Below are 24,125 nucleotides of genomic sequence, written 5' to 3'. Positions count from 1 at the left end.
CGCACCAAACTAATGATCAGACATCAGCATTCACAAGAACTATCAACCCTGCAATCTATATTTGAAGGCATTGACGACGCGATATTTTGCCATGACCTTGATATGCGGATTACCCATTGGAATCCGGCAGCTGAACGATTATTCGGCTATGGTCATGAGGAAATAATCAATGAATCTGTTTACTTGCTGATCCCTGAAGAAAGGCAGCAGGAAAAAATGGAGATCATGCGTGATATTATGGAAGGGAAGCGGATCGGACATTTCAAAACGATTCGCAGAACCAGGGAAGGCGTTGAAATCCCCGTGTCTATAACCATTTCGCCTATCAGGGACCAGGAGGGACAAGTTATAGGATCGTCTCAGGTTGCCCGCAGTATCATCGAAGAAAATACTGCCGAAGAAAAGCAGGCCAGGCTGGCCGCCATTGTCGCCAGTTCGGACGATGCGATTGTCGGTAAAAGCCTGCAGGGCATCATCACCAGCTGGAATATCGGCGCAGAAAAAATGTTTGGCTATACGGAGCAGGAGGCTATCGGTCAACATATTTCATTACTAATACCGCCGGAACGTCTGGATGAAGAAGATATAATTATAGGAAATATTCGTGCCGGAAAAAAAGTAGATCATTTCCAGACTATCCGCAGAACTAAAGGCGGACAGCAGCTGCACATATCACTGACGGTATCGCCCATCCTCAACAAAGCCGGCGAAATCATCGGGGCTTCCAAAATTGCCCGGAACATTACAGCGCAGAAAGAAGCGGAACGGTCCATCGCTAAAAGTATGGAGCGCATGGAAATCCTCAATTCAATCAGTAAAAGCATCAATGAAGACCTCGATCTGCAACACATCTTACAAAAAGTGACCGATGCCACTACCAGGCTTACCGGCGCGGACTTTGGTGCTTTCTTCTATAACCAGGTGGACCAGGCTGGCGAATCTTATTGGCTTTATACTATTTCGGGCGCTCCAAGGGCGGCTTTTGAGAATTTCCCCATGCCCCGCAACACGGCCGTTTTCCATCCAACATTTAGCGGTGAGGGGGTGGTCCGGGTGGATGACGTTACGAAAGACCCACGTTATGGAAAAAATTCACCATATTTTGGTATGCCCGAAGGCCATTTGCCCGTTGTGAGTTACCTTGCGGTTCCGGTTATAACCCATTCGGGCGTGGTCATCGGCGGGCTGTTTTTTGGTCATCAACAGGCTGGCATTTTTAAAGAGGAGCATGAGGACCTGGTTGTCACCGTAGCTTCACAGGCTGCCGTTGCCATAGATAATTCCAGGCTCTTTGAGGAAGTAAAAGATCTGAGCAATAAAAAAGATGAGTTTATCGCCCTGGCCTCCCATGAGCTTAAGACGCCACTGACTTCGATGAGCGGTTTTTTGCAGATTTTAGAAAGAACGGTTCCGGACGGTATTGCCAAAAGTTTTGCAGAAAAGGCACTGAAGCAATTGGCCAAACTCAACGACTTAGTCAATGACCTTTTTGATATATCTAAAATCCAGGCCGGTAAACTACAGTTGAATTTTGAACCTTTTGATCTTTCGGATCTTTTAGACGAAATCGCCGACACGTTTGGACAGACCCATGCCCACTATAATTTGAAAATGGCGGCAGATGGAGAGCTTTGGGTCTCGGGCGATAAAATGCGATTAGAACAGGTGCTCACGAATTTACTTGGAAATGCCGTGAAGTATGCGCCGGACGCCAGAGAGGTAAGCATGATTGCTATCAGGACCGGGAATGAGGTTCGCATCTCTGTGAAGGATCAGGGTCCCGGTATTTTGCCCGAAAACCAGCAGCACATTTTTAGCCAGTTTTACCGTGTTAAAGAGCAGGAGCGAAAGACCTCCGGGCTTGGCCTGGGACTTTACATATCCAAGGACATTATTGACCGGCACGGGGGGAGGATCTGGGTAGAAAGCACCCCGGGTCATGGAGCGACATTTACATTTTCTCTACCAGCTTTTACAAACTAAAACAGCCGTATAGACGTATATCACATATAATTGAAATTGTATGTCCACTAAGAAAGTGTTTGTTGTTGAAGACGATGAGGACATTAGGTTACTCATTGATTATATCCTAAAAGATGATCTTTACCAGGTGCAGCTGTTTCCAGATGTAAACACGCTTAAAAAGGGCCTTTCCCTGGAATTACCGAATTTAATTGTACTGGATATTATGCTGCCGGACGGCGACGGCGTCGAAATCTGCCGGCAACTGAAGGAGGATGCGGCTACCACTCATATTCCGGTTCTGCTGATGTCAGCACACCGGAGCAAGAGGGAAATCCAGGGAAATACCCATAGCGACGGATTTATCAGCAAGCCTTTTGACATCAATCATTTCAAGGCGAAAGTTGATGAATATATGATGGCTTCGTGATCCGGGAATATGGAAATTAAGGCATCAATTCAGTGTGTTGGCGCGAGAAGCAGGTATCGCGGAAAAAGTATTTAATGAAATGATGGAATTAATGGTTACACAATCAGACGCTGTTGAGCGGTTCACATTTTCCTCGTTCTTAGAAAAAACCACAAAATGGCACTACTGGCAATCCTATCAAGCCGGCTCAAACAATTGCAAAAGAAATAGGAAAGCTTGTGAACAATCGAGCCTTATTCAACGCTTAAGCAACAAAAGCGCTTAGCCGGATCAAATGTCAAGGGCGGGCCAACCGCTGGAAGCGGACACAACGGCCCGCTTGTGTACCCTTGACGTTTGATTCCGGCGTGGGCTATCTTCGCGACTGCGGTGAATAAGGATTTTATTTTTTCCGCACCAGGAGGAAAATCCACAATGTATAACTGTGGCTTGTCAATTAAACAACCGTTGCTTTCTATTCCAAATTTCCAGGTATAGTGCCTTTTTTTCGGGGCTCAGGAATGATGCTTCAATCATCTTACCAACCTCCTTATTACTGGAGGAAAATTTGTTATACGTATTCCTAACGGCGGTTTCAGGTATATTCATGCTTCTTGCCAATACATCAAAATCAGATAATCTAATTCTTTTCCTTTTGCCGTTTATGGTCAGGGCCAGCTCTTCATCGTCCTGTGGATTAACAAGATTTACATTTAGAAGGTCATAGGCAGGACTTAGACTTACCCCCTCGTCCGTATATAGTACAGAAAAGTTTTTCAGGTGCATATCATTGTTGCCTGTCAAAAAAGAAAATAACACCAGTTCAAAATAAGTCAGCGCATCAAAACCAGTTTGAGTGCAGTATTTCAGGATAAGCTTACCGATCTTTTCATAAGAGCCCTTGTATTTATTTTCCGTTAAAAATTCAGAAAGCTGGCAGAAATCTTCCATGTGAACTTTATGGCCTTTCACCCGGTCAAACCTCCGGGCAAGATAAACCAAACTACCGTCTGACGCCTCCATTAAAGTATGATCACAAGTTGGCATTTTAAATAGGCTTGCCAAATGCATGGTCAGATCTTCTGATTGCGGCATTTCCGAAAAATCAGGATGCTGCGGTTTAAGTATGTATTCTCCCCAAAGTCCTACAATTGTCAGCCGGATGTGTCCCTTCGTCTTTTCCAGGGTAACAGAAAGCTTGGGCTGAACTCCGGTCACAGCGATCCTTTCGTTGATGGTTTGTTCTGCCAACGTTTTCAAAAGTTTATTATTCAATTCCAGCTCAGGTACTTTAGCCGTACCAAAAAATCGCCTTGAACATTTTTCATGATAAGACGATGTACCTGCATCCTGATAACAAAACCAACAATTTGCCATAGCTTAATCTATTTCGGGAATAACCGTTACAGCTCCGATTGCATCCCTGCATGTTAATAGTAATAATTCAAACCGGTCATTGCTTTTGACCTTCCAGTGTGTTGTTGCCAAATCCAGTAGCCAACCTTCCGGTATCAAGCCATCGAAAAAAGCAAACAATACTTTACTTTCATATTTCTGGGTTGACAATGGTAGCGTTAAGCTTACCGGCTTTGCGTTCTTATTCTCTAAGTAATTCGCCTGGTAAGTAAATTCGTAGCCATCATCAGTTTCCGCAAGCATACCAGCCAATGTGTTCTGAAAATAAACCAAACCTTTTCTACTCATCATTTTTTACTTTTAATACCACTCCGAGCTCTGCGCCAAATAACATCAACACCTGATTCACTTTATCCATCCGCAATGTTGGTTTTCCCTGTTCCATCTCACGAACGACCCTAAGTCCGACTCCCGCTTTAGATGCCAGGTCTTCCTGTGTGAGATTTAGTGATTTCCTTTTTTTCTTTAAATACTCTGACAACATAATTATACCCTTTCGGGTACAAATATAACTTAAATTTATTAACTATACCCTATCGGGATCATACCTTCTATTAATGTCATAATTATACCCTATCGGGACTATATAGTAAAATTATGCTTGTTTTATACCCTATCGGGATTAGCGGTCAGTTTAAAAAAAATCCAATACTGGTACTGAGAGTACCAGTATTGGACGCTCTTTTACCATTCGGATTTTCAAATAACGGGGCCTGATGAATCAGCATCGCTACACACTTCTCAGTGACAAATCCTATAAGTTAAAGTTTTAAATTATTCGACAAACGTTTAGCATATCCCGAACGGACCGTTGAAATTTATGGTGTAAACGGAAAGTGTTTTTGTATTAATGTGTATTGAATATTATAGGTATTAGGAGAGCGATTTTTCAGCAGGGCTTCTGTCAACACACAATATTCAGGTAGCCAATAATGGGATGATAAAAAGTGCAAAATATTCGGCGAATAAGAAAAGTAATAAGTCAACCCAATTGTTAATTGATCAATTAACAATCGGTAATGTCGATTTTATCCTTTGTTAAATACGTTCTGAACCTTTGTTTAGTGACAAAAGAACATCCATACTATAACTTTAACCAGATGGGATAAAACTCACGTTTTAGCTAAAAATTGCGAAAAAAGGGTAGGTAAAGCAACTTCATTTGTGATGTATATTAATCCATTTATTAAGGTAGAACGACCTTTTTTGTAATGTAGATCAACTCATTTTGTAATGTAATCGATTGATAAAAGATTTTCAGGAGCATAACTTTAATCTGATAAAATACGGTGTTAACGCTTTAGCTAAAAATTGCAAAGAAAAGGGTAGATAAGATAAGTGCACGATCATCTGAAATAAGGAAACAGATAAATAGGAGAAAATTAAAAGGATACTTCGCCGGAAGATTCTCCCGATACATATCAGAATAAATGGTTCGGTTATGATGAAACTGCTGTCATAGAAAGAAGAATTTTTTTTACAGGGGTAAAGGGTAGTAACTATTTTTTACTTTTTTCATCGCGAAGAACCCCAAAAGAGCCGATTTATGCAATAATTGTTGGCGTTGAAGTGATAATCAGGCAAATTATTGGGTGTTTGCTCCCTTTTTCGCCCCCAAAAGTCACCACCCTTTTACCACTGTTTTCGCATTAAAAAAATGCATTTATTCAATCCGAAAAAAAATATTTACGCATGTCACACTTTTGAATATAAATAACGCCGAGATTAAGCAGCTTAATTAAATAAGCTATTGCAATATTAAAATTATCTATGATTAAATACATCTAAGGCAGACTCCTGATACAGATAGGAGGCAGCCAGATTTTTAGCAAGCCTATGAAAAACCCTATCATCTTATATTTTTCTTCTCCGGTTATTTCCCGGAGCCCCATTCGTCAAAAACCGCCAGGGTACAGTCGTTACCCGGTAAACTATACCGATGCCGAGTTGATCCGACTGGAAGGGGGTACATTACTTCGCCAGTATCATAGCCATTACCTGTTTTATATTGAATTGTATGAATTTAAACTAGACAAGGAGTTGTCTCTGAGTTACCAGGTGGAGGAATCAGCCCTGTTTCTTTTTTTCATGCTGGAGGGGTACATTCGTTTTTCCACTCCCGATGGTACGCTCATTACCGAAGCAGACAAGGGCACATGCTATGCCACATTCAACAAGCCAGGCGAGTATATTGGCCAGCTACAGCCGGGCATTCACCGTATATTTTACATCGCTCCAAGAATGGAGTGGCTGAAAAAAGATATCGGCCAATATCCCCAACTAAAGGCATTTGTTTTTGACCTCGATAATGGCAATTCTTTATATGGACATATGCCCCGATGCCCGATAGCAGGACCGATCTACCGGACATTGCTCCAGTTATACGAGCTGAATGATCATAAGGCAGCTGATATTGAAGCAGAGCTGCTCCGGTTCTTCAAACAATTACTGGCCCAATATGACGACCTGGTTTCAATCAAATTGGAACAACCGGCCTACCGCGTTAAGGACTTCCTGGAAAAAAATTATACAGACTCCGAACTCAGCAACCAAACACTGATCCGGACTTTTCATATCACGGAGAAAACACTGATCGAAAATTTCAAAGAAGAATTTGGCACCACACCACACGCGTTCCTGATCAACCTCCGTTTACAGAAGGCAAAACAATTGTTTGCAGCGGGCCAGCTATCCACCAATGAAGTATATATGTTCGTGGGATATAAGGATGTGCAAAGTTTTCGCATACAGTTCAAGAAATTTTTCGGATACCCGCCATCTGATAGTCCTTAAGGCTTGTTTTATGCCCATTCTCTCCTTTTCTCAAAAACAGGCATAAAAAACTTACCCTTTTTAGTGGTTTCCCATCCTTATTATCTCTGTTTTTTTATGCTTTAGGGGAAAACAGATACCGAGATTTACTAAACTCAACGATCAATACCGTTGCAAAGATATGTAAGGAGAGTACCGGGAGCCGAGCCGCCATTTCCTGGCGGTAAAGTATCAGCAACATGATAGCAGCCCCTAAAGTAAACTACTATCAGAGGGATATCCGGCCGGTACTGGTAAGATGGCACCGGATGCTGATGCATGGAACGCGGGTACAGCGATAAAGTGCACAAACCCAGGACAGGTGACGCCAAGGCTGCGCCGCTGGTGTTAAGTTGATTAACAAGAAAAAATGTAGAGGATGAAAAGGTTTGATGCAGCAACAATCAGGGACATGGCAGAGGATTATAACTCAAAGGTCATGCTGGCCGCTATGGCAGCGCTTTGCATCTGTTTTATCCAGAGGTACATGGCAGCATGTCTGTGGTTTTATACCATCAACATCCGGCCTCTTTTTAATCATGCTTACGTCCGAAAGAGAATTACCCACACCAGTGTTCACGACCGTAAAGATGCATTATTCACGAAAAACCCGAATAGCCGTGCCGGGCTATTCGGGCAAATGGAAACATAAGCACCCAGGGCGCAAAAGTTTCCGGTGAGGTCTGCCTAAAGGCAAAACGCAACATTATTATACGAATATAAAGTTTTTGGAGCCCTTTTTTGCTATTATAAAAAGTTCAAAACACGTGATAAAAAACACGATAAAAAACAAATACGCGGCTATAGTAGCTGCCATTTTAATTGTTTCCGCTTTAGGCTTCAGCGCTTTTACCAGCAAAGGCCATCTCGTTAACAAGCATAAAAACCTAAGCACCTATTACTGGTACAGTGTAAACAGCAGCGGACAGATCGTTGCCGGATCACAAGCCTATAGCGGTGCAAAGGTAGATGCTACTTATGCGGAAGATAATTTGCCTTGCACACCAGGGAACGATGCTGATTGTGTAAGAGGTTTTAATACTCAGATCACCAGTTTTCCAACATCTGCGCATGGTGATGCCGATCCGCTTAAAAAGCAAAACTAAACCTCCGCGTTAATAAAAAAGCACGACTGTCCGGTCGTGCTTTTTGTTTGTTCAATAACCTGAGTTTTGTACTAAGTAAGGGTTTGCCTGTATTTGGCTTAAAGGAATTGGATAAACCGCATCGGTCGGCTGCCAGTCCGGTGCTTTTCTAATTCCTAAAAGTTGATCGACCTGCCCGTTTCTTTTGAGATCAAGAAAACGATGCCCCCACTCACAGAACAATTCTGTTTGCCGTTCTGCGACAACAGCACTGAGCAATGATGGTTGATCAGTAGCATCTGTACCGATTAAACCGGCGCGTGAGCGGATCAGGTTTAAATCCGCTTTTGCCCCATCGAAATTATTCTGCTGCACCCTGGCCTCCGCTCGGATCAGATATTGTTCTGCCAGCCTGAATACGACATAATACTCAGTGATCGGTGTAGACGTTCTGACTTTGTATTTATTAGGATAATAATAGTCAGTGCCGCCAACTGTATTCTTTTTCAGCCAGGACACTTTCCTTTGGTCACCACTTTCAAAAGCAGATAATAAATAATTGTTGATCGCATAAGATGGACGTGATGATGAACCTGACGGAATAAATGTGCTTCCCTCGCTGGTATTTCTATAATCACTCGCCAATTGCCAGATCGTTTCGGCTGAACCTTGTGTAAAGACATTATTTAAATTATTTTCAAGGTGATACTGCGCGGAACCGATCACTGCTGAAGATTGTGCTTCGGCACCGGCCCAGTCTTTTTGATATAAATAAACCCTTGCTAACAGTGCGGATGCGGTCCATTTGTTAGGCCGTATATTCAGTTGTGCCGGATTTGAAGCAGGCAATAAACTTACGGCAAGGGTCAGGTCTGTGACAAGCTGTTCATAAATTTTATTTGCGGGTGTTCTCGCCATGATATCATTAACCTTATAATCTGTTGACAATTCAAGCGGCACGTTACCAAACAAATTAAACAGGTAAAAATAATTCAAGGCGCGAACGACGAGCATTTCACCCTTGAGCTGCTTTTTTAGTGTGTCAGAGATGGATACTGATTTCGATACACCCTCCAGTACCGCGTTTGCGTAATAAATATTTTTATAGCCAGGTGTCCACAGCCTGCCGTAAATCCCGGTGCCATTGTCGGCTATAATCGCATTATGCTGAAAGGAAAGCAGTTCCGTATTGGTAGAGGTATAAGTCAGTTCATCCGCGCTAAGTGCGGGGTATAAGGTTGCACCACCGGAACATATCGTTAAACCCGAAGTCCCCATGTTCGCATAAACGCCTAATGCCGCAGAAAGCGCTGCCTGATCATTGGAAAATACACTGGCCGTTTCGATCTTACTTACCGGGGCTCCGATCTCCACAAACTTTTTACAGGAAAAGAGCAGGCAGACAGCATTGATCACGCTGAAATACAGCATTGAACTTTTTAGGTTATGGTAAAAAATCTTTTTCATGTTTTTATATTTAAAGGGATAATTGCAGACCTGCCGCAATGGTGCGGAGCGGTGGTAATACATAGAAATTCTGTGTCTCAGGATCTAATCCTTTATATTTTGTGATGGTCAATAGATTCTGGATATTGATATAAACTTTTCCTCCTGTAATCCCCAAACGCCTTAAAAAGCTTTCAGGCAAATGATAAGCAAGCGCGATATTTTTCAGGCGGATATAGGAAGCATCTCCATAAATCCCATTGGATATATTCAGTTGTGTGTTTGCCGCGATAATGGCTGCTTCGTTATTCCCGGCAGTGTATTGCTGAACGATACTTATATTGCCAGGTTGCTGCCAGCGGTTTAATATGATAGTGGGCTGGTTAGCCACGGTTCCGGGGAAATTATTAAATAGTTGTGCTAAATAATTCCGCCCCATTTGCTTTTTAAATTCAAATAGGAAATCAAGCTGAAACTGGTGTACGGTAATGGTATTGGATACCCCGCCATAATATTTCGGGTTCAGGTTACCAAGAGGCTGATAGTCGGACGCATTCAGCTTTCCGTCATTATTGACATCCTGAAAATTATAGATGCCCGTTTGCGGATTTACCCCCAGGTACTTTAATCCATAGATAACGGACAACGGTTGTCCTACTACATAAATACTCCTGTAACTGGTTGAAGCTAATCCGGGAAAGGATAACAGCTTATTCCTTGGAATCGTTGCATTGAGCGATGTGGCCCATTTGAAATTCTTTTGGTTCACATTTTTGGTGGTCAGCACCAACTCCAAACCCGAGTTTTGGACCAGGGCCGGTAAATTCATCACCACATTTTGGAATCCGGTTTGCGTAGGCAGCGGGTAATTGACCAGTTGATTGCTGCTTCTTTCCCGGTAATAGGATGCGGTAAAAAACAGCCTGTCCCTTAACCATCCCAGCTCTATACCGATCTCCGCCTTTTTATTGGTCTGCCAGTGGTAATCGGGGTTATATAATTTGGCTGGAGATAAGGTGGGCGACCCATTGTAGGTGATACCTGTATTCTGGTAAAGGCTCAGGTAATTGTAATCACCGATCTGGTCATTCCCGGTGATGCCATAACTTGCCCTTAGCTTTCCAAAGCTTAAAAATGGAAGGGATCGCTGAATGAATGGCTCATCTGAAAATATCCAGCCGGCTCCTATAGCACCGAAATTGGCAAATTGTTTATTCGGCCCAAACCTGCTGGAGCCGTCACGCCGGAAAGTTGCATTCAGGATATATTTGCCCAGCCAGTCATAGTTAACCCTGCCGAACACGGCTTCATAATGATATAAGAACTGTTCAATATCGGCGGTAACCAATCCCGCGGCAGCCGGATTGTTCAGCAGCAGGTCGCTGGAAAAGTTGGTTGCCTGGATCACATTGCTTTTCAACTTTTTCTCCTGGAATGTACCGCCGATCAATACATTTAAAATTCCTTTGCTGATACTTTTCGTATAGCTCAATTGAGGTTCGATGATCCAGCTGTTCAGGGATGTATTTGCAAAAGCAGATGATGCCGGGGTATAGGATGCGACATATGGATCTATGGAACTTTGCGGAATAATTGATACTTCATCTGTTTTAAAAGTATTATAGCCCGCACTAACCTTAAACAGGAGCGACGGTAGTATCTTATAACTCAACTGTAGGTTACTATACAAATTTTCGGTTATAGCCGTATTGGTCTGTTGTAAGATAGCCAATGGATTAACCATGTTATTTACCGTTGCGTAACTTACCCCCGCCTCCTGAAAAACAAGGTTGCCGCTTTTGTCCCGGAGCAACAGATTTGGCGGGAGGTTAATGTACTGAGTAAGGTCTGTGGCAATGAGTTGATTTTTATCATTGCTATAACCTCCTGAAAAGCCCATCGTGAATTTTTTGTTCTCAGAGCTGTGGTTAAGGTTAAAATGAAGAGAAGCCCGTGTATCTGCCAGATCATCGGAAAAAACGTTGGTTTCCCGGTGGTAACCTCCCCCGATCAGGAATTGATTGAGCGGGTTACCACCCGTTAATGATCCCTGCACATCAGTAGTTCGGGCAGTATTTCCGATCAATAGTTTTTTTAAATCCGTATAGCGGGTAGTATCCCAAAGCATAATGTCCGGAGCAAAACCCGGATCGCTTGGATCAGCGCTCGGTGCTATGCCGTCATTTCTAAAACCCTCTTTTCGCATCTGAACATATTGCTGCGTGTTCAGCAGGTTCATCGTACCCGGAACCGTACTAATACCAGAATAGACACTGCCATTAAAAACGGTTTTCCCCGTTTTTCCTTTTTTTGTTGTGATCAGAAGTACTCCATTAGCCCCGCGGCTCCCATAGATCGCGGTAGCATCTGCATCTTTTAACACTTCTATACTTTCAATATCATTCGGATTGATATTATTCAAAGGACTTAAACCTCCGTGACCGAAATTATCATTTGCCGCCGACCGCAATTGGTTATAGGATTGGTTACCTGCTTCAAAGAAGATACCATCAATGACAATCAATGGATCGTTCCTGGATAAACTACCATCTAAAGTAGACCTTCCCCTGACCTCGACATTAAACGATGATCCGGGCACTCCACTGGATTGGGTAATATTGACACCGGGAACGCGCCCCTCCAGGGCGGCCAATGGATTAGACACCGGCTGGTTTGCTATTTCAGCGGCCGTGATCTTGGTGATGTTCCCTGTATTCTTCCGTTGAGTTGTCGTACCATACGCCTGAATGATCACTTCGTCAAGCTGGCTGTTATGTAGACTTAACTTGATGACCATACTATCGGTACCTTTAACAATAGCCTCCTGCATATTGTACCCGATACAGGTAACAATTAACGTGGCATTAGGCGCAACACGAACTAAGCTAAATTCACCATCAAGGTTAGTAACGGTTGCTTGCTTCCCGGACTTCACGACTACCGTAGCGCCTGCAACCGGCATGCCGGTTTCGGAAACAACTTTTCCCTTAAGACTTAACTGTTGCGCAAATAGAAGATTGGCGTAAAAAAGAAAAATGAGTAATATGAATAGAGAGCGTTTATTTGCCTTCATAAATGGAATGGTTTAAGGTGATTTGAATTGGACTATTACTCGCTGAAAGGACGAACATGCGGACTTCTTTTTCCACGTTTTTAAAAGTCAGGTGATAGGCTTTTAATGCCTCATTGAGGTCGGACTCTTTCATCAGGTCAGCCGCATCGATATGGACATTGATCACCTCATCAGGTGAGAGGTTACTATCTGCCGGCCTGTTTACAAAATCATGATTCAGCTTTTTGAGCAGGTCATTTACAGTGATGAGGTTCAATAGTTCTTTACCGTTCTGTCTGACCTTGAAGGGTTGCTTAACTAAACTTGAATGAGTAGAATCTTTGACTAATTGAATTACTTTAGTTCTGACCGTTTCAAAACCGCTGTTTAAATGCAGGTAGAAATCAAGGTCTTTTTGTATTTTCCTTTTAATTTCCTGTTCAGAGAAATCAATCGGAAATACCCCTTCATAGCACCAGGTATGCAGATTATTCCAGACATCCCGATATTCGATATTGTTATTTCGGAAAATGAAATTCCCAGGGTGTTCCGCCCTGATCTGCACATAGCTTACCGAGAAATCTTTCTGATCAGGCAGCGTGGCCAAATACAAATCAACTATGCTGAAATTAATATAATGGATTTTAACAAGTCTTTTCAGACTATCAACTTCATAAGTATGTCGGGTTGCCACACCTTTTAAATGCCCGGTTAAGGCAGAGAAAAATAAGCCGGAAGAAAGGATCTGTTCGGGAATATGCTGTTCATTGGTTACGAGGAAAGGGGCATGGTAATCAAAAGCAAAATCAGATTTCAATTCCCAATTAACAGCGCCTTGTTTTAATATCTCTTCGATGTTTTTTGACTGGACATACTGGGCCGTTGTAATAGCCCTGACTGTCCCGTTATTGATCCAGACCTCGTGAGAAACATATTGGTGAGGAAAGAGCCTGCTTAGTGTTTTATCCCCGACGATTATAGACGGCTTTATATTTTTAGCTATCGGATTGTTTTTAAGGAACGCTCTGACCCGTGCTATTGACTCATCAATAACAATAAAAATTTGGATTTTACCTGCGTATTGGCGTTGCAAAGAATCCAGCCTCGGTAATGCCTCAATACAGCTACCGCAATAGGTATTCATAAAGTCCAGGATCAGGAGCTTATTTTTAAAGTCAGAGATCTTTGCGGTTTGCGCGGGGTAATTGATGATGCCATTTATGCTAAGGTTTGGTACCTGATCGCCGATCTTAAGGGAACTGATAGTAAATTTATCCTGGGCTTCTACCTGAAAAAAAAGGCAAAGCGTGGCCAGCACTATAAAAAGTATAGTTTTTTTCATGAAATTTCTTTAGTTGAGCTGATTAAAAAAATGAGTCAGGTAAGACTATGAAAAGGAAACGGCAACCTGAAATTGACTATTAACTATTAAGCTGATCTTAGGTTGCCGTTTTTAAAAGCTTCACTCAGGAGAGCAGATAATATTCTTGATTGGGTTTTGCAGCGGATAAAAAATTACCGTTCCTAAGAATAGCATAACAAAGGGCAATCTTGTAGACAAACTAATTAATTCATTATCAACCTTCTTTCCTTGTGAAAGTAAATGCTTTTTATTAAAATGGAAAATACCTGGAGAGGGGTTAAATTGCAGTTTAAGAAGGTTTATTAAACGCCTTTGAAAGGGCAACAATATATCAGAGACATAGCCATTCTTTACTCGTCTGGGAAAGATTTCGATTCTAAAAAAGGATGTAGTTTTGGTTTGATTTTTACTCATAAACATTCAATTTTATGAGTCTCTATTGCAGATTAAAATACAATAGGGAGGACCCTATCTTCCGCTATTCGCAAGGTACTACCACTAGAACCAGACCATAACTTTCGATAGAGCCCATCCCTAAAGATTGCGCAAATATATGCACAATTCCAAGAATGGGCTTTACTCTATCTTCCCGTGGTCGTTAAAAGTGGTAGTTTTTGCGACGAGACTCCTGAATAAACCTAGACACAATCAGTGTCAATATTTTCTTATTATTTTAAATCATTTAAAAACTTTATATAGTAGAAAGGCGCTTAATGTAGTTTATTTATCAACAAATATAGATAATTATTCGCCATTTAGCAATGATTTTTCTATTGTTTTTTTTCATCTGTACTTTTAATGTAATCTACATTTAAGAATACAGGCTCATTGGAAAAAGAAACATTAACTCTATTAGGATTATACTTGTCTCGGAAACCTTTAAGTCAAGCCAAACTCGCAAGACGTACGGGAATATCAAAAGACAGGATCAGCAAACTTCATGTAGATATTAAATCACGGCCAACAGCCGAAGAAATCTATTTAATAGCATTGGCTGTTGACGTGCCTTATGCAGAAATAATGGACTTTCTTTGTAAGGATTTGAAGCTACGTCCCGAGGATGAGTGGGATAAGAAATCAAAAAAAGATTAAGTTAAAATTATTTAACGATCATCTTGTATTAGTTCTCGCCTGTCTTTTCCTATGGCGATTTCTCCCATGTATAGCCTCATCATCCACATCATCTTTGATGTCGACATGGATAGGGCTGATAAAATCTTCAAAAGACTGGTCTATGGTGGTAGAATATGGATGAATGCCAGGCGCTAACTTCATGTCTGACTGATTTTCGGTAAGACTGGTGCCTAAGTGTGCGGCTTCTTCTTCCTTATTGCGTGTTTCCATCTGCACCCGCTCGGCCAGGCTGCCGTTTTTATGTGCATTGGCATAGGCCATTGTGTCTTTTAATTGCCTGTCAAACTCAAATAATTCGTCAAAGAGGGTTTCACCACATTGTTTAAAAGCCACCCGATCAAACTGTCCCATCTTTTTAGAATGATCTTCATTCTTCCCCCTTGATGTATTCATCGGGCTAAGCTTGACTTTGTTGGTCGCATCTTTCCTGCTCACAATGATCTGTACATGCATTTGCTCGCCCTCCTTGCGGCCACCCCGCTTTTTGATGCCCTGTTTAACCTCCGGGTCATTATGGGTGTAATAACGGTAGTTTTCCAGCTTCCCAAACCATACCAGATCTTCATGGCTGTTAATGCCCTCCCGTTTAAAATTCTGTGCGTAACCATCCATCACTCTGACAGCAAACCCTTTCATTTGGTCTTGGGCTCCGTCCTCACCGTATTGCTTCTTTAAAAAAGTGATCTCCTTTTGACTGGGGCTGATATTAAGCAGAAAGAACTTTGCATCGTCCTTACCCAGCTTGGCAATATTGTTATCTATTGTCCGCATAGCGACGTATGGATCTATTCTGACCTGTTGCCCATTAAACCAATACTCGGGTTCATTCTTATTATAAATCCGGTTCTCTTTTTCCAGGTAATGAACCAGTCCGCTGCTGCTGCCCTTGTTAGCCGCTTCTTTACTATCGGTAATATTGATAAACATAAAGTCGATTCGTTATAATAACCTGATCTGCTCTTTCGTAATGGCGATCAGTTCCTCTTTTTCCCTGCCCGATGTCATCATGCCAAAAGCCTCCCTGGATCTGATATAACCATCCAGAATAAACAAGAACTGTTCTTTAAAGGTTTCCTTACTTTTCATAGCCTTCAAGATCGCATCCATGACGCGGGCTACTTCCCCGAACGCTTTAGCATGGCTTTGCAGGTTATTTAACACATCCACATTATGCTTCAGCACTTCGGAATTAAAGCGGTCGATGATCTTTCCCTGTGATTGGGAAACCCTATCCATCTCTGTTTTGATAGGAATGAGCAGCATAGTTTCCTGTGCTTTAATAAAACCGATGTATTGCTGGTGGTTTTTCATCAGTGCATTTTTTAAGAGTTCATCATTCAGGTCTATAGGATCTTTCTTGCTTTTATAAAAATAGTCCACCATCTGAATAAAAAGCAGACGCTTTGTGCGGCCCAGTTTAAGGGCGATCTTTTCAAACTTCTGATCAACCGAAACCGGATATCTTACGGATCTTACATTAATATCTTCCATCATTTAATTTTTAACGAGGCATTAGACTGTATAACAGGATATGCCTTTAAATATCTATACAGGATACCTGGCGGTATCCTGTTTTCTTCTTTTTTGCCGGTAAAAACGCGGTAAAGTATCCCCGGAGGATACGCAAAACCCCATTTGCAGCGCAAATGGCAAGCAAAGTAGGGCTCTGCCCAACTTCCGCTTGCTCCTTTTCTTCCAAGAAGAAAAGGACGTTTTGACGGTCGCGCATTCCAGATTGCTGCTATAGAAAAATTGCCTGGATTAATGGTTTTGTTCATCAAAAAAGGATCTAAACAATTACTTTGCATAAATTATTGGGGTTACACCTATAGAATATTGCATTAGAGTTGTCTCCTTTTTAAAGTTCTTTGGAGATAGCGTTTTGCAATAAGGGCTGGTGTGTTCGTTGTATGACTTCATTTGATAACATGATATCTAACTATCATTATAACAGGTTATCAGCCGATCTTACTATCGGGTTATCTCTGTAACATTATATCTCGCTATCAGCAGATCTGCTATCATGCTTATCTTCCGGCCACCCAGCCAGGCTACCTTTTATGGGGTGATAAGATGGGTAATACAGAATGTACCCAAAAGTTTCCAGTTCCTTTATGCATTTATGATAAGTAGCGGTAGAAGCGATCCTGCTGTAGGACATGAGCATCCTGCGATTAACCGGAAAAGGGTTATTATATTCACTCCGTTGCCAGCAAACAAACAAAGCATTATATAGGCTTACGTGGGTAGCAAGCAGATGCGGGTTCCTACCCATTTGCCTTACCCGCTCCACATAGGCCGCCATTTCTTTTGTTTTAACGACGGGTTTCAATGTTTACCCCCTTCCAGTACTTTATGAATGTCTTCCAGTTTGTAATATATCATACCGCCAATCTTGGTATAACTAAGCGTACCGTTGATACGCAGGTTTTGTAAAGTGCCTGGTGAAATGTTTAATAGTTTTCTCACATCTTTACTCTTTAACCATTGCTTGCTTGGCCCTTTTCCCGGCTGAAGAATAATTGTTATTGCTTCTAGGAGTTTATTTCCAAATACCTCCAGATCCTCTTTTGTAACTAATTCATTTGATGTCATTGTATTAAATTAATAGTAATCATGTATCTCGCCACCCGCTACTTTATGAGAATGGCTTCCCCTAATCTGCAATTATTTGAATTGCAGTTGCTTCCGCATAAATCAAATATAAAATATTGTTTTGACAAAATAAAATATGTCAAAACAAATGATTAATTTTGACCTGTTCAATCAGAAAGCAACTTCATTTGGTTTGCTTATTTTTGATTAAGCTTGGTAAATCATCCCCGGTTAATAGAAAACAGGGAACACCAAAAGCAGTCAAATAGCATCAAAAAATATTTTTTAAAAAAGTGAATAAAATCAGTTTCAAAACCTACCTGAATGACCGTCTGAAGCAGGTTGACTTTCACGGACAGCTTACATATCCTTTATATGTGCAGGTAACTTTTGAACGGAAGACCATATTTTTTAAAAGTTATTATTTCGAGCTGTTCTCTAAATCCAGGTATGCACTGGAGTTGCCGGATGGTAGTGTTAAAGGGCCTGATATGGAACAGATCATCGAAAAGGAGAACGATGTGATCCGTTTTGTCATTGATAAAATGAAGGACGGATTTTCATTGGAGGCATTTAAAAAAAACTATGCTTATTTGAGTAAGGATCTTTGTGATGTAACTGAATTCGATTTTATCACTTTCCTGTATCTATTCTTTGACGATAAAGAAATGCCACACATGGCGGAATTAATAAAATGGGGTACTCTTCAATTGGTAACTTATGATCTAATCATGGATTTTAAAAAAGTGCTTAAAAAGGCTTTATATAATGAGCTTGTCGAGCAAGCATTTGAAAAGGCACCGCCTTATCTGCAGTTATATAGTTTTATGATCCACACCAAAAAATGGCCAATGCTTTGCCTCACAGCTATGGAATGGGACAATATGGAAACAATCAGGTCTTTTAAAGAGTATGTGGAATTGCATTTTCCGAAGTTGAAGTCTACTACATTGATTGGGCAGGTAAGTGCCTGGCCGAATTATCGAAGAAAGGCTTTGTAGATTTTCAAAGAAAAAATCATGAACCGAGACAATCTTAGCTAGGGGCTTCTAAAAAAACAACTTATAGATCTACTAAATTGGCCTCATTAGAACAGCAAATCGAACTTTGTAGGAGCCCCGGCTGATTTTAAATAAGTGTGTTGGAGCACTTTATGGATAATACGTATATGGCTCGCAAACAATGTACTTTAGTAGTGTCAAAATTTGCGGACCTGTCGAGTATTAGCTAATTTACGTCAAATTTAAACCTTATCGATATGCCGATCAGCCCCTATACCGTTACTTTTAATAAGCTCGCAAACCATATCAATCTGGATTGGACGCTGGACGAATGGCTGCTGTGGCCACCTGATATGTTCGCGTTATGCGCACTGGTTATTAATCGTACAGGTCTTTATAAATTATGCTTATTGGATGCCGAATGGTGGAATACCAAAGAATGGGAATCGGATATTTCAGAATTAAGCAAATTATGGATCAAGTCCTCGAGCAATCAGTTGCTCAGGAAAGCCGATAATACGAAATTTAAGGAAAAACCAGTGCTTAAAAAATATTACGATGTGCTGGAGCAGGAATTTAAGAATCCGACTATGGACCTGTTACATCTTCGAGTTCTCGGTGACCTTTATAAACGCAGTCCAAAACCAGAGCATCTGGCGGAAAAGGAATTCGCAAAGGCCCTTCTATTCCTTTATATCTTGGCGGATGCCAGTTGTTCTGGTCTCGGCTTCTTGGGCCAGCCATTGGCCAAGGAGAATTTAGAGCACCGGATATTTATGGCCGTAGCTAATCTTCTGCTCAACAATACCGGCTCATTGAGTACCATCACGAAATTCCACGGCGTTGTTTTACCCAAGATGCGTACTCCACAGGCAGGCATGGTCGCCCGGTCGCTATCTCATCATTTAACATTTCATACAACCGAAGTGGAAGTGATTTGGCGGACTTTTCCAAAATTAGAGGCACGGAAACAAAGTTTGAATATCCTTGCAGTTCCTTATCCCAAAAAGATCGAACCTGCCGACTTTGAACTACTGCCGGACAGTTATCAACCCGTACGGTATTTCAAAGGGAATACAAAGAAAGAAATCGATGAACCTTTCCTAGACGCTTTGGTCAAGACCGTTTTGCATTTTGCGGAAGAAAAGAACGAAGTAGATTTGATTGCGTTTCCGGAAATGGCATTAACCGAGGACCAGTACCTATTATTGTTAGAAAAATTTAGTGCACAGTTCAGGGACCAACAAAGTTGTTTGCAGCTACCTTTGGTCATCGCTGGCGTCATGAAGATGAATGAAAAGGATACAGGTTACCCTGGAGTCGATAATACTTTTCAAAACGAAGTGCGTATGGCAGTTTTCTTCGCAGGCGAGTGGTATACAACCACTCAGCGGAAACATCACCGTTGGCAACTGGATGGCGCCCAGATCCGGCAATATCAATTGGAGGGCTATTTCGCCGTCGATAAACGTTGGTTTGAATATTCTTCGATCGCGCAACGACGTTTGACCATATTGGCGCCAAATGATTGGTTGGCTGTCACGGCGCTGATCTGTGAGGACCTTGCAAGACAGGAACCGGTAAGTGATGTAATTCGCGGAATTGGCCCTACCTTACTTATGGCACTATTGAGTGATGGTCCACAGTTAGAGAACAGGTGGTCCGCCCGGTACGCCAGCGTCCTCGCCGATGATCCTGGAACGGCGGTGTTGTCGCTAACCTCTGAAGGAATGGCGGTGCGGTCAAAGCCGGCAAAACCGCTAACGGAAGAAAAACCGCCGGTGGTTGGCTTGTGGAAAGACATGGTTAAGGGTTATCAGGAATTCGAGATCAAAGATGGTTCTGACGCATTAATGTTTACTATTTCAGCAAGTAACAAACAAGAATACACACTGGATGGCCGGTCGGACGATGGTTACGCTTCAGTATTTCAGCTGGAATCAATTCAGCCTCGACAAGTAAAATTAGATAAGTCGATTGTTAAGACATCGCCTGATCCGGACAAAAAAACGGTTGGTGCGAAAGAAGATCGGTGGAACAACATTCGTGAGCTCTCGGCACTGCAATTCTCTGTGGATGCAATTCTCGACCTACTCAGCGACAAAAAAATCACCTCATCCAACAAGGCATTAGCCATCGAGCTTATCCTCCATCTGCTACGCGGACAGGAACCTCCAAAAACCGAAAGTCGGAAATTTCGGGAACGTATCATTGCCAATATCGCTGCTGCTTGGATAAATCCGCCAGAGTTAGGTATAGCAGCTTCAGCCGGAAGCGGCGGAAAAGATCGGATGACAGCCGCCATCGGAGACCTGCAGCTCTTTATAAAAATGGCAAATGAGTTTCCCGATGACGACACCGCAACTCTTTATACAAAGATAGTAACCAAATGCAGTGAATTGTTAAAAGACGAGGAAAGAAGCACCGACGATGATCAAACCGTGATAAGTATACTTTATAATATCTATAACCGCGTGGTCTTCTGGCACCCGGCAGATCCGGACTGTTTTGACATCGGCGGTTTAAGCATCAAAAATGCGATTAAAATGAAGGAAAATATCTTAGGCATTCTGCAGGCGCAACGGTCATCGGCTAAAGTTTTATGAAAAGAAAAGAACGGGACTTAGTAAAGTCGTTAAAGACAAAGGAATGCCATCGTTTGATTGACGTCTCCTGCTTTTTTATGTTGTTGAGTGGATTTCTTACCCTTTCCTGGTTTAACATTCTGTCATTTAATGCAGGCGGCCTCACGGATTATAAGCAATCTGCTGACTATTTTAGTTCTGATGGTGAATCAGCCGCTCGCCGATACACTTGGAAGATTATTTCACTTTTTGTCGATGATTTTGTTGAATCTCGGGCCCGAACAGCTATTCTCAACCTTGATCATTTTTAACTATTTTTACAGACCGCAACGAACTTCAAATAATTTTACAAACTTTACATACTTAAACCTTGAACAAAAAGAATTTTTCTGATCTTATCTTGGTTTGTAAAAATCAATATTCGTGAATATAGAAACCGAATTTTTAAATATTACTGATAAATCGGTGTTTCCTCATCAGAAAGATTATGTTGGTATTTATAATACCTTTAAGAATGCATTTGATAAGGATGTACATCCTGAAATAAAAACCAAAATTCTAGAAATTGAAAAGGACGGTTATTACAATGACCATGGCGTTGATCATATCAAGATGGTCATTGACAGAGTTTCTAAAATAATTACCTGCCTTAATCCTTCGTTGACTGTAGAAGCTAATAAGTTTTACATTTCCCCGTATGAAATTTTCATCCTGCTGATGGCTATTCAGCTCCATGATACAGGGCATTTAATTGGCAGCAGAGCAGAGCACGCAAAGAAAGGAAAAGAACTATTGGCCAGATTTGATTCCGGTAATATTCTGAATACAGCGGAAAAGCTGATCATTGGAAATATTGCCAGGGCCCATGGAGGTCAGGACGATCCAATTGGCAAGCTCCCGCCGTCGGATTCTGTTTCGCATCAGAAAATACGTCCTCAGTTTTTAGCCGCGCTATTGCGGCTCGGTGATGAACTTGCAGAAGATTTAACGCGGGCATCGAAGTTTATACTCGAAATAGACCAGCTGGAGCAGACCAGCAAAATATTCCATTTGTACTCTAACAGTCTTGACAGTTTAGACCTAGGTGATCGTGAAATTGAGCTGAGCTTTTATGTTATGGATAAATATCTGACGGATAAATACCCAAAAAGAACCAAAGAGGGTATTGTTTATGAATACCTGATCACTGAGATATTTAAACGTACGCAAAAGACATTCTTAGAGGCGCTCTATTGTGGTCGCTTTCTGCCCGAAGAATGTCGTTTTAATATAGTCAAGGTGAAGATAAATCTTGTTACTTCCTCTGATCACGACGAAATCACTACGCCGATTGCCTACGAGCTGAAAGAAAATGGTTATCCGACACTAGAAAAAACCGATATTTATCAGGCTTGTGAGAGTCTGACATTGCACAACGGCCAAAGAATTGACGGAGATTATATATCAAATCTGGTTAAACAAAAAATTCATACCGTATGAGAAATCCATTTGAAGTAAATACTCCGGAAGGAATTTCAGCAAAAGAAGTTTATGAATTGTTTGTTGACGTTTTTACAGATTTTTATCAGGTACCAGAAATTGGACATACCTTTTTAAACGGCCCTAGGGGATCCGGAAAAAGCATGATGTTCAGGTATATGATGCCTGATTGTCAGAAAATTGATAAAAACTGCAGTTTAAGTGAATTGGAATATTTTTCTCTGTATGCTCCAATCAAGTTAACAGATATTAATTATCCAGAATTAGACCGTCTGAAAGACAGTTCAAATACTTTTTTTAACGAACATCTTTTAACCACATATGTCGCATCAAAATGCTTTAATAATATCCTGCAATACAGGGAGGATATAGATTGCTGCCTGGAAGAAATAGAACGGTTTTATAATGAGACCTTTTTATGGTACGTAGACATATCAGGCCAAAATATCGATAGCTATAAAGTCAAGCTTACGAGCAGCGCTGAGTATATTGAAAAAATCGTAAAAATACTGGATGAGATTTTCCTCAAATGTAAAACTTATTGTAAAAAGGTCGGACTTTCACCAGCTGTTCCCTTAGAATATAATGGGCCGTTATGTAATTACTTAGACTTCCTGTATCCGTTATTAATGGAATTAAAAAAACTGGCATTTTTCCCAGCAGATAAACCAATTTTTATCCTGGTTGATGATGCCGGATATTTAAATGAAACCCAGACCAGAATTTTAAACACATGGGTATCATACAGAACATCTAAGGATATAAGTATCAAAATATCAACGCAGTTAGATTACAAATCCTTAAAAACCGTTACTAATAAAACTATAGATTCACCGCACGATTACTCTCAGGTTAACATTGCTACCGTATACACAACATCAAATAATAACTACTATAAAAGGATTGAGCGGATAGTTAGCAAGCGAATTGAAAAATATCTAGAGAAAAAAATAGATCCTGTCGATTTTTTTCCATTTGATGCAGATCAGGACAAGGAAATTGAAGCAATTAAGGCGAATCTTAAACTCGATTACAGTAACCCTGACAAGGCATATGCAGGAGGTGATGCGGCTCGCAGATATGCAACTTCTGAATTTGTAAAAAAATTAAAAGGCAGCAGGGCTGGATCACATTTCAACTATGCAGGTTTTGATAATCTTGTTGATATTTCATCCGGAATTATCCGGCATTTTCTGGAGCCGGCTACAAGAATGTTTTCCAATCATATTTCCAGGAATGAAGTAAAAGTAGCGGATATTAATTTTATACCTGTCATCATCCAGGATACCATAATAAAAGAGTATTCGAGCAGTTTTCTTGAAAATGAATTTCAAAAAGTCATTGAGGAGCATGGGCATAAAGGGGAAAATGAAAGACTAAGTAAAGCAGATAAGCTTTATAATTTAATAATCGGCCTTGGTCAGATGTTTCACAGAATATTTGTTTCAGACAGAGCAGAGAGAATTGTGTTCTCCGTGGCATTAAATGACAATCCGGATAATGAGCTAAAAGAAATTATTGAACTGGCAGAACATTATGGGTATCTCCATAAAAGTTCTATAGGAAATAAACAGGGAACAGGAAGATGCCGTCTTTACATTCTAAGCAGAACACTTTCACCATATTTTAAATTAGATCCGGCTGGCTTCAAAGGATACAAATTCATGAACAGCAGCCTGTTAAAAATCAGCCTTACTGATCCCGCCAGATTCGAACGGGAAGCTAATAAAACACTGTCTAATGGTGGCGAAGATCCGCAATTAAGTTTACTAACAGAATTGGATTAA

The 24,125-nt window shown here is 41.2% G+C and carries 23 protein-coding genes; 11 read left to right on the top strand and 12 right to left on the bottom strand.

Annotated features, from left to right (window positions below):
• Nucleotides 1-12: 12 nt before the first annotated feature.
• Both MTO98_RS32820 and MTO98_RS32815 read left to right on the top strand, forming a co-directional pair.
• Nucleotides 13-1,983, top strand: coding sequence for a PAS domain S-box protein (locus MTO98_RS32820; protein WP_243483817.1), 1,971 nt, complete (start codon nt 13-15; stop codon nt 1,981-1,983).
• 40 nt (nt 1,984-2,023) lie between these two features.
• Nucleotides 2,024-2,392 carry a PleD family two-component system response regulator gene (locus tag MTO98_RS32815; protein WP_243483816.1) on the top strand — a complete coding sequence of 123 codons (369 nt, stop codon included), beginning with the start codon at nt 2,024-2,026 and terminating at the stop codon, nt 2,390-2,392.
• Between the two features lie 432 nt (nt 2,393-2,824).
• Here the strand turns inward: MTO98_RS32815 and MTO98_RS32810 are convergent, their stop codons facing one another.
• The 3 genes from MTO98_RS32810 to MTO98_RS32800 are packed head-to-tail and all read right to left on the bottom strand — an operon-like array spanning nt 2,825 to nt 4,271.
• Nucleotides 2,825-3,748: a HipA domain-containing protein gene (locus tag MTO98_RS32810; protein WP_243483813.1), complete on the bottom strand. Its 924-nt coding sequence runs from the start codon at nt 3,746-3,748 to the stop codon at nt 2,825-2,827.
• Between the two features lie 3 nt (nt 3,749-3,751).
• Nucleotides 3,752-4,078, bottom strand: a complete 327-nt coding sequence (locus tag MTO98_RS32805) for a HipA N-terminal domain-containing protein (RefSeq protein ID WP_243483811.1) — start codon at nt 4,076-4,078, stop codon at nt 3,752-3,754.
• Nucleotides 4,068-4,271 (bottom strand): helix-turn-helix transcriptional regulator, encoded by a 204-nt coding sequence (locus MTO98_RS32800; protein ID WP_090463249.1) that lies wholly within the window; start codon nt 4,269-4,271, stop codon nt 4,068-4,070. The genes MTO98_RS32805 and MTO98_RS32800 overlap by 11 nt, the downstream gene beginning before the upstream one ends.
• Nucleotides 4,272-5,623: 1,352 nt before the next feature.
• Between MTO98_RS32800 and MTO98_RS32795 the strand changes: the two genes are divergently transcribed.
• The 3 genes from MTO98_RS32795 (at nt 5,624) to MTO98_RS32785 (ending at nt 7,704) form a co-directional block, all read left to right on the top strand.
• Complete coding sequence (locus MTO98_RS32795) at nt 5,624-6,580, top strand: AraC family transcriptional regulator (protein ID WP_243483809.1); 957 nt, start codon at nt 5,624-5,626, stop codon at nt 6,578-6,580.
• A 397-nt stretch (nt 6,581-6,977) separates the two neighbouring features.
• On the top strand, nt 6,978-7,250 hold the full coding sequence (locus tag MTO98_RS32790; RefSeq protein WP_243483807.1) for a hypothetical protein: 273 nt from the start codon (nt 6,978-6,980) through the stop codon (nt 7,248-7,250).
• Nucleotides 7,251-7,365: 115 nt separating this feature from the next.
• A complete protein-coding gene (locus MTO98_RS32785; protein ID WP_183562557.1) occupies nt 7,366-7,704 on the top strand; it encodes a hypothetical protein in 339 nt (112 codons plus the stop codon).
• Between the two features lie 51 nt (nt 7,705-7,755).
• Here MTO98_RS32785 and MTO98_RS32780 read toward each other — a convergent pair whose 3' ends face one another.
• From MTO98_RS32780 to MTO98_RS32765, 4 genes are all read right to left on the bottom strand, one after another.
• Entirely contained in the window at nt 7,756-9,150 is a 1,395-nt protein-coding gene (locus MTO98_RS32780) for a RagB/SusD family nutrient uptake outer membrane protein (RefSeq protein ID WP_243483805.1), read from the bottom strand.
• Between the two features lie 10 nt (nt 9,151-9,160).
• Nucleotides 9,161-12,202: a SusC/RagA family TonB-linked outer membrane protein gene (locus tag MTO98_RS32775; RefSeq protein WP_243483803.1), complete on the bottom strand. Its 3,042-nt coding sequence runs from the start codon at nt 12,200-12,202 to the stop codon at nt 9,161-9,163.
• The gene (locus MTO98_RS32770; RefSeq protein ID WP_243483800.1) at nt 12,189-13,523 is read right to left on the bottom strand and encodes a TlpA disulfide reductase family protein; all 1,335 of its coding nucleotides are present in this window, start codon (nt 13,521-13,523) and stop codon (nt 12,189-12,191) included. The genes MTO98_RS32775 and MTO98_RS32770 overlap by 14 nt, the downstream gene beginning before the upstream one ends.
• 120 nt (nt 13,524-13,643) lie before the next feature.
• Nucleotides 13,644-13,958: a hypothetical protein gene (locus MTO98_RS32765; RefSeq protein WP_243483799.1), complete on the bottom strand. Its 315-nt coding sequence runs from the start codon at nt 13,956-13,958 to the stop codon at nt 13,644-13,646.
• 414 nt (nt 13,959-14,372) lie between these two features.
• On the opposite strand from MTO98_RS32765, the gene MTO98_RS32760 reads away from it, so the two are divergent.
• Nucleotides 14,373-14,636: a helix-turn-helix transcriptional regulator gene (locus tag MTO98_RS32760; protein WP_243483797.1), complete on the top strand. Its 264-nt coding sequence runs from the start codon at nt 14,373-14,375 to the stop codon at nt 14,634-14,636.
• A gap of 18 nt (nt 14,637-14,654) precedes the next feature.
• On the opposite strand, the gene MTO98_RS32755 is transcribed toward MTO98_RS32760, so the two are convergent.
• The 5 genes from MTO98_RS32755 to MTO98_RS32735 form a co-directional block, all read right to left on the bottom strand.
• Nucleotides 14,655-15,605 (bottom strand): DUF5712 family protein, encoded by a 951-nt coding sequence (locus tag MTO98_RS32755; protein WP_243483795.1) that lies wholly within the window; start codon nt 15,603-15,605, stop codon nt 14,655-14,657.
• A gap of 12 nt (nt 15,606-15,617) precedes the next feature.
• The gene (locus MTO98_RS32750; protein WP_243483793.1) at nt 15,618-16,172 is read right to left on the bottom strand and encodes a BfmA/BtgA family mobilization protein; all 555 of its coding nucleotides are present in this window, start codon (nt 16,170-16,172) and stop codon (nt 15,618-15,620) included.
• A complete protein-coding gene (locus MTO98_RS32745; protein ID WP_243483791.1) occupies nt 16,169-16,456 on the bottom strand; it encodes a hypothetical protein in 288 nt (95 codons plus the stop codon). The genes MTO98_RS32750 and MTO98_RS32745 overlap by 4 nt, the downstream gene beginning before the upstream one ends.
• Nucleotides 16,457-16,671: 215 nt before the next feature.
• Nucleotides 16,672-16,983 carry a hypothetical protein gene (locus MTO98_RS32740; protein WP_243483790.1) on the bottom strand — a complete coding sequence of 104 codons (312 nt, stop codon included), beginning with the start codon at nt 16,981-16,983 and terminating at the stop codon, nt 16,672-16,674.
• 23 nt (nt 16,984-17,006) lie between these two features.
• Complete coding sequence (locus tag MTO98_RS32735) at nt 17,007-17,273, bottom strand: helix-turn-helix domain-containing protein (RefSeq protein ID WP_243483788.1); 267 nt, start codon at nt 17,271-17,273, stop codon at nt 17,007-17,009.
• 293 nt (nt 17,274-17,566) lie between these two features.
• Here MTO98_RS32735 and MTO98_RS32730 point away from each other — a divergent pair, with 293 nt between their 5' ends.
• From MTO98_RS32730 to MTO98_RS32710, 5 genes are all read left to right on the top strand, one after another.
• The gene (locus MTO98_RS32730; RefSeq protein WP_243483786.1) at nt 17,567-18,274 is read left to right on the top strand and encodes a hypothetical protein; all 708 of its coding nucleotides are present in this window, start codon (nt 17,567-17,569) and stop codon (nt 18,272-18,274) included.
• Between the two features lie 257 nt (nt 18,275-18,531).
• Complete coding sequence (locus MTO98_RS32725; RefSeq protein ID WP_243483785.1) at nt 18,532-20,880, top strand: hypothetical protein; 2,349 nt, start codon at nt 18,532-18,534, stop codon at nt 20,878-20,880.
• A complete protein-coding gene (locus tag MTO98_RS32720) occupies nt 20,877-21,170 on the top strand; it encodes a hypothetical protein (protein WP_243483783.1) in 294 nt (97 codons plus the stop codon). The genes MTO98_RS32725 and MTO98_RS32720 overlap by 4 nt, the downstream gene beginning before the upstream one ends.
• Nucleotides 21,171-21,282: 112 nt before the next feature.
• Nucleotides 21,283-22,338: a hypothetical protein gene (locus MTO98_RS32715; RefSeq protein WP_243483781.1), complete on the top strand. Its 1,056-nt coding sequence runs from the start codon at nt 21,283-21,285 to the stop codon at nt 22,336-22,338.
• The gene (locus MTO98_RS32710) at nt 22,335-24,125 is read left to right on the top strand and encodes a hypothetical protein (RefSeq protein WP_243483779.1); all 1,791 of its coding nucleotides are present in this window, start codon (nt 22,335-22,337) and stop codon (nt 24,123-24,125) included. Before MTO98_RS32715 ends, MTO98_RS32710 begins: the two co-directional genes overlap by 4 nt.

The organism is Mucilaginibacter sp. SMC90 (genome assembly GCF_022811725.1).
In the GTDB taxonomy this organism is placed as follows: Bacteria; Bacteroidota; Bacteroidia; order Sphingobacteriales; family Sphingobacteriaceae; genus Mucilaginibacter.
This window is presented reverse-complemented; position numbering and strand designations above follow the sequence as displayed.